We start from the raw sequence: 6,454 nt of genomic DNA, 5'->3' as shown, positions 1-6,454 counted from the left end.
TAAGCTAACCACTCAATTAGTTCGTGAAAATCAAACGATTGTGGTTGAGAATTTAGCCGTCAAGAATATGGTCAAAAACCCGAAATTATCTCAGGCAATATCTGATGTAAGCTGGGGAGAAATAACTAGACAATTAGCCTACAAATGCCGTTGGTATGGGAGAAATTACATCGAAATAGATAGATGGTTTCCTAGCTCTAAAAGATGTAGTAATTGCGGGCATATTGCTGAGAAAATGCCGTTAAATATTCGAGAGTGGGACTGTCCAGACTGTGGGATTCACCATGACCGAGATGTTAACGCCAGTAAAAACATTTTGGCTGCAGGGCTTGCGGTGTCAGTCTGAAGAGCGACCATAAGACCAGAACAGAGTAAATCTGTTAAGGCAGGTGCGAAAAATCCTTCGGGACAGAAGCAGAAACTCAAATCGTGAGGTTTGGGAATCGCCGTCCGTTTACGGCGGTGAGGATGTCAAGGGAATGGATTCCCGCAGACGCTGCCGATAGTTGCGACTGGTTTCCCTGTGAGGTAATAGAAGTAAATGAAAGTGAAGATGATTCTCGCTCTGTTAGTTGCCGTATTCGCTTTCAAAACGGTGAAGAATGGGAAATACAAGGAATATATCAGTGGAATCGCCCTAATTGGCGTTTTCTGACCTGAAGGAAGATCACTGCTCGGTTATCGGCTAAAATTTAAGATATGTAAAGAAGGGAGATAAATTTTATGGCCGCTAATGTTGAGATCTATACTTGGAGTTCCTGTCCTTTCTGTATCCGCGCTAAAGCATTACTCAAGAAAAAAGGGGTGGAGTTTACCGAATATTGTATCGATGGTGATGAAGAAGCGCGAGCCAAAATGTCCGATCGAGCCAATGGTCGTACAAGTGTACCACAAATTTTTATAAACGATCAACACATCGGGGGCTGCGATGACATCTATGCTTTAGATAGAAGTGGTGGTTTAGCTCCCCTGTTACAGAATTAAGGATAAAAACTATTAATGAAACTAGCCTTTATTATCGATCCGATCGAGTATCTAGATCCGGGCCATGATACCAGTGTAGCTATCATGGAAGCAGCCCAATTATTAGGTCATGAAATCTGGATGACTTCCATCACTGATCTCAGTGCGATTGCGGGAAAAGCTTGGGCAAAACTAACCAGAATTGAACTGGTTCCTGTGGAGTTAAAAGATAATCATTGGGTGGCTGTATCTCAATGGTATCAAAGACAAGAGACAGTTTTTACCTGTCTAGAAAACTGCGATTTTGTCTGGATGCGAAAAGATCCACCCGTGACAATTGCCTATCTTTATGCCACCTATTTATTAGATCTGATCGACCCCCAAAAAACCCAAGTAATTAACTCAACTAGGGGTTTACGCCATGCCAATGAAAAGTTATATACTATTCACTTTGCTCAGGTAATGCCCGCCACAATTGTTTCCCAAGATAAAGCGACGATTAGGGAATTTGTCAACCAAAAAGGGGCGGCAGTTATGAAACCTTTAGGGGGGAAAGCAGGGGAGGGAATTTTATTTCTTAGTCCCGAAGATCGCAATCTCAATTCAATGATTGAAATTAGCACAAAATGGGGACAAGAACCAGTAATGATTCAAGATTATTTACCAGCTGCCCAAGAAGGAGATAAACGCATTATTGTCCTCAATGGTGAACCCATCGGGGCAGTTAATCGCATTCCCACCGGTTCAGAATTTCGCGGTAATATGGCGGTGGGTGGACGAGTGGCAAAAACAGAAATCACCGCGCGAGAATTAGAAATCTGTGCCACTTTAGCCCCAAAATTACGAGAAGATGGCCTATATTTTGTCGGATTAGATGTCATTGGTGGCTATCTGACCGAAGTTAATGTCACCAGTCCCACCGGCATTCGCGAGATCGATCGATTAAACAATGTTAGTTTAGGTCAACAGGTGATTAAATGGCTAGAAAGTTTTTCGGGAATTATAAATTATAAATTATGAATTATGAATTATGAATTGGGAGTGGGAATTATGAATTGGGAGTGTAGAGTGGGGAGAATAAATAAAAACAATCTCCTATCTCCTGTCTCCTATCTCCTGTCTCCTCTCTCCCGTCTCCTCTCTCCTATAAAAAAAATGAATGCTTTATCAATACCGACGTGGATGGTTCATGTATCGAGTGTCGTAGAATGGATAGCGGCGATCTGGTTAGTCTGGACCTATAGCGACATCAGTAGCGATCGATCGTGGCGAATGTTATCTTGGGGAATGTTACCCGCTTTAATTGGGGCCATGTGTGCCTGTACATGGCATTTTTTTGATAATATCAGTGCCTTATCCTGGTTAGTCACCCTACAGGCAGCCATGACTGTCTTAGGAAATTTTACCCTCTGTGCTGCCGGTTGGTGGCTGTGGCGTTCCAGTAAAATTAGCGTTAACAATGAATAAAGAGAGTTTATTTGCCATTTCCCTGTTTCCCTATCTGGGGTTTCTTTGGTTTGTCACTCGTTCGGGAAAAATGCCCTATTTAGCCCTAATTGGCTTTTATGTGCTGTTAATCTTCGTTTTTATCACCATTCCTGCCGGTATCTACGCCAAGCTCCACTATGGTCAAGAATTAGCCAACGTCGATTGGTTACACGGCAGCGCCGAATTTTTCCTCACCCTCTCCAATATTCTCGTCGTCTTAGGTTTTCGTCAGGCAATTTTAGCGAAAAAGGGAGCAGAGAAAGGGGAACAGGGAGCAGTGAACAGTGAACAGTAATCAGTGAACTGACAACTCACATCTGATAACTGATAACTGATAACTGAATTGTGATACAATCGCCCCAAAACGTCCCCGCGTCAGTCAACTATGTACCCGATTACACCGTCCATCAGTGTCAACGAACCAAACCCGCAGGCTGCTATCCAGACTTTATCGGTAGTGGTTCCCATTTATAACGAAGTGGACAGTATCCCCCATCTCGTCGAGAGTATCGCCACGATTTTGCGTTCTTATCAAATTAACTACGAGATTATCTGTGTTGACGACGGTTCTAAGGACGGTTCCACCGAGGTTTTAACTAATTTAGCCAAAAATCGCGATGATCTCAAGGCGGTAATATTGCGACGCAACTACGGACAAACCCCCGCCATGGCTGCCGGATTTAATCATGCCACGGGACAGATAATCGTTACCCTTGACGGCGATTTACAGAATGATCCCAATGATATACCCCTATTATTGGCCAAATTAGAGGAAGGTTATGACCTCGTGAGTGGCTGGCGCAAAAATCGCCAAGATGACCGGGTAAAACGGCTTTTACCCTCAAAAATAGCTAATTGGCTGATTGGCAAGGTAACAGGGGTCAAATTACACGACTACGGTTGTTCTTTGAAAGCCTATCGAGCCGAATTAGTGGCCGATATGAATCTCTACGGGGAATTACATCGCTTTTTACCCGCGTTAGCTTTTATTGAAGGGGCAAAAATAACCGAAATTCCCGTTAATCACCACGCTAGACGGTTCGGACAGAGTAAATATGGTTTAGGTCGCACAATTCGCGTGATTATGGACTTATTTACTGTCTTTTTTATGAAAAAGTTCCTCACCCGTCCGATGCACATTTTTGGAGTCTACGGACTGTTATCGATGGTAGTGGGGATTATTCTAGGCACTTATCTGACTATTCTCAAACTCGGTTTCGGACAAGCAATCGGCGCTCGACCTTTGTTAATCCTGGCCGTGTTATTCTTTTTAACTGGGGTACAATTATTCTGTTTTGGTCTTTTGGCAGAAATTTTGATGCGAACTTACCATGAATCCCAAAAACGTCCTATCTACCGCGTTCGTACTGTTGTCGGGAATAGGGGATTTTTCAGTGAGCAGTAAACAGTAAACAGTGAGCAGTAATCAGTGAAAAGAAATCTCGGAACTTGCCACTTAATATTGTTCACTTAAAACTCAAATCTGATGACTGATAACTGATAACTGATAACTGATAACTGAAAAAAATATGACTATTTGGGAACTTGATTTTTATTCGCGGCCGGTGGTGGATGAAAATAATAAAAAAAGATGGGAATTATTAATCTGTGAAACTCCGGCAACAATTGATCGCTCCTCCGATACAATATTTAAATATGCCAGTTATTGTCCTAATACGATGGTTAATTCTCAATGGTTAGGAGAGGCAGTTACTGCAGCTATCAAGGCAGCGGGAGTAACTCCCAAAAAAATTCGCTTTTTCCGTCGTCAGATGAATAACATGATTAGCAAAGCTTGCGAGGATATCGGTATTCCCGCTTCCCCTAGTCGTCGCACTCATGCTTTAACTAGATGGATAGAAGAAAGAATGGTTAATTTCTACCCTCAAGAAGTTGGTTATGATCAAAATTTAACTAAAACCGCTTCCGTGAATTATCCCCCTTTAAATGCTGTTCCCCTTCCCGATGCTGTCCGGGGAGATAAGGCAGATAAATGGGCTTTTGTCACGCTAGAATTGTCTTCTTTTAATGATTTAAAAGATTGGGATATTAGCTTCGGAGAAAATTTGCCTATACTGGGAATGGGATTAGATGAGAATCTAAAAATCCCCGGTTTAGTTATTTTTTCTCCCCGCGCTTTACCATTAGCTGGTTGGATGTCAGGGTTAGAAATGGCCTATTTAAAGTTAGAAACTGGTTCTCGTCCTCTGCTACGTTTAGAAACGGGTGCTAGTGATAGCTGGATTCTCGTCAACGTCACTAATGCCGAGACTTTAAACGAAGCTAAAAACTTTGAAGAAGCTAAACAAAAAGCCAATAATCTGCATTTTTTAGCCATTCAATCTAACCCTGAATCGGAATCATTCGCTGGTTTTTGGCTACTACAAGAAGGCTATCAAGAGTAAAGTTTAGTCAAGGTGGGTTTTCAATCCACCACTAGGGAATTAACTTAAAAACATTGTCCAGTCCAACTACCGTGTAACCCGTAGGGAATATGATGTTTAAGATGGATAACCCCTAGGGAATTAGTAATATCTTTAGCATCTAAGATTACCACATTTGATCGATGATTGGCCGCATCGTAGGTGACTACCAATAACCAACCATCATCTTCAGCGATTCCATCGGGTTTAGGCACAAAAACTGGCTCACCCGCAAATCCCCGGGGAGCAAAAGAATGTAATTGTTTTTCTCCCGTTAATAGGTCCAGTTTTAAGATTGCTTGCAAAGGAGCATTACCAGTGGCATGATGAGCGGCAGCTATGTATAAATAACGGTAATCTCGACCAACTTTTGCAGGATTGATGCTGGGAAATTCACAACAATGCTCTAGAATACATTCTCTTGTAACGGTATTTTCTGATAAATTTAGTGTAAATCGCCACAGATGTCCGGGAGCTAAACTATCAAAATTTACCGATTGAAAACTGCTATTTGAATCCAGTTGTGGTAAGGATTGATAACAAATAGAATCAATATAAATTTTCTCCCCCCCTTCGACGTAGCTCGGGGCAAGTTGTTCAAAAGCATTGCTATGATGGAAGACAAAACCTGATGGAGTTTCTAAAACTTTCACTTCTCTTTTGTTAGGATCCCGGGGGATAATAATAATCTTAGTTAACTTGTCCGGTTGATTGATAACGCATTCTCCCGCACCTTTTAACCCAAAAAGAAAGGGAAAAGGATTATAACTAACCGGGTTTTGGAAAAAGATGGCGTAGTGGGGAGTAATAACAAAATCGTGGATAAAACAGAAGCCCGGTATACTGTGGGTATGACGACGTAATAACTTACCAGTGGGACTAATTTCGTAGAGAGTAATTGAACTAGACAAACCCGTTTTAATGGCAAAATTTACCAGACATGGTTGATGATTATCGAAGATACAAGCGGGATCGATGCGAGGATGAGCGGCAAAAGAATCGCCTTTTTCTAAGATACCATCGAGATAGTCTAAACCAATAGTATCAAGGGTTTTAGCATCGAGGCGATGGGGTTCGGCCGCTTCCCAAAGTGCCAGTAATTTATTACCCCAGTAGATAACATTAGTATTAGCAATATTTTTCAGACGCAAATCAAAAGCATTGCCGAAAATTCCCCCCGGTTTTTTCGTGCCGAAAACACCGCGATAAAGGGGTTTTCCCGCTTTCTGTTCCTGGAGATAACCCTCGGTTTTCACAAAACGATTACGATAATGTACGCGCCCCTGATTGAAGCTAATCGCGCTGATCATACCATCCCCATCGAAGGGATGAGCGATCGCAGTGCCAGCGATATCGAGTAAACCGGGGCCGTTTTTAAAGACTGTACCCTGTAAATCGGGGGGAATTTGCCCCTCAATGTCTTCTACCTCGTAATCGTACTCGTTAGGTTGGGATTGATAGCCTTTTTGCCAATCCTGACGATTATAGGATTTTTCGCCAATTGTCGGAGTTAATACCATGGTAGTTTTAAGTTTATATTTACTTTTCTTAACATAACTTAAAACTACCAGAGATAAAAA

At 42.1% G+C, this 6,454-nt stretch carries 8 protein-coding genes and 1 pseudogene; 8 read left to right on the top strand and 1 reads right to left on the bottom strand.

The features are described from left to right. From IM475_RS02110 to IM475_RS02075, 8 genes and pseudogenes are all read left to right on the top strand, one after another. A pseudogene (locus IM475_RS02110) lies at positions 1 to 433 on the top strand (RNA-guided endonuclease TnpB family protein); the annotation flags it as partial. Beyond that, positions 430 to 660 carry a hypothetical protein gene (locus IM475_RS02105; RefSeq protein ID WP_287726532.1) on the top strand — a complete coding sequence of 77 codons (231 nt, stop codon included), beginning with the start codon at positions 430 to 432 and terminating at the stop codon, positions 658 to 660. The pseudogene IM475_RS02110 and the gene IM475_RS02105, both read left to right, overlap by 4 nt. A gap of 63 nt (positions 661 to 723) precedes the next feature. Continuing rightward, positions 724 to 984: a glutaredoxin 3 gene (gene grxC, locus IM475_RS02100; RefSeq protein WP_002791228.1), complete on the top strand. Its 261-nt coding sequence runs from the start codon at positions 724 to 726 to the stop codon at positions 982 to 984. 15 nt (positions 985 to 999) lie between these two features. Next, a complete protein-coding gene (gshB, locus tag IM475_RS02095; protein ID WP_287726531.1) occupies positions 1,000 to 1,983 on the top strand; it encodes a glutathione synthase in 984 nt (327 codons plus the stop codon). A 135-nt stretch (positions 1,984 to 2,118) separates the two neighbouring features. Beyond that, positions 2,119 to 2,430, top strand: a complete 312-nt coding sequence (locus tag IM475_RS02090; protein WP_061430498.1) for a DUF2499 domain-containing protein — start codon at positions 2,119 to 2,121, stop codon at positions 2,428 to 2,430. Further along, the gene (locus IM475_RS02085; RefSeq protein WP_287658316.1) at positions 2,423 to 2,746 is read left to right on the top strand and encodes a DUF3593 domain-containing protein; all 324 of its coding nucleotides are present in this window, start codon (positions 2,423 to 2,425) and stop codon (positions 2,744 to 2,746) included. The genes IM475_RS02090 and IM475_RS02085 overlap by 8 nt, the downstream gene beginning before the upstream one ends. A 90-nt stretch (positions 2,747 to 2,836) precedes the next feature. After that, positions 2,837 to 3,856 carry a glycosyltransferase gene (locus tag IM475_RS02080; protein ID WP_287726530.1) on the top strand — a complete coding sequence of 340 codons (1,020 nt, stop codon included), beginning with the start codon at positions 2,837 to 2,839 and terminating at the stop codon, positions 3,854 to 3,856. Between the two features lie 124 nt (positions 3,857 to 3,980). Continuing rightward, positions 3,981 to 4,856, top strand: coding sequence for a Tab2/Atab2 family RNA-binding protein (locus tag IM475_RS02075; RefSeq protein WP_287726529.1), 876 nt, complete (start codon positions 3,981 to 3,983; stop codon positions 4,854 to 4,856). Positions 4,857 to 4,900: 44 nt separating this feature from the next. Here the strand turns inward: IM475_RS02075 and IM475_RS02070 are convergent, their stop codons facing one another. Next, positions 4,901 to 6,394 (bottom strand): carotenoid oxygenase family protein, encoded by a 1,494-nt coding sequence (locus IM475_RS02070; protein ID WP_287726528.1) that lies wholly within the window; start codon positions 6,392 to 6,394, stop codon positions 4,901 to 4,903. Between the last annotated feature and the right edge of the window lie 60 nt (positions 6,395 to 6,454).

Source organism: Microcystis sp. M061S2, assembly GCF_020245605.1.
Taxonomy (GTDB): Bacteria; Cyanobacteriota; Cyanobacteriia; order Cyanobacteriales; family Microcystaceae; genus Microcystis.
The sequence above is the reverse complement of the archived record's forward strand: the minus strand, read 5'-3'. Positions and strand labels throughout refer to the sequence as shown.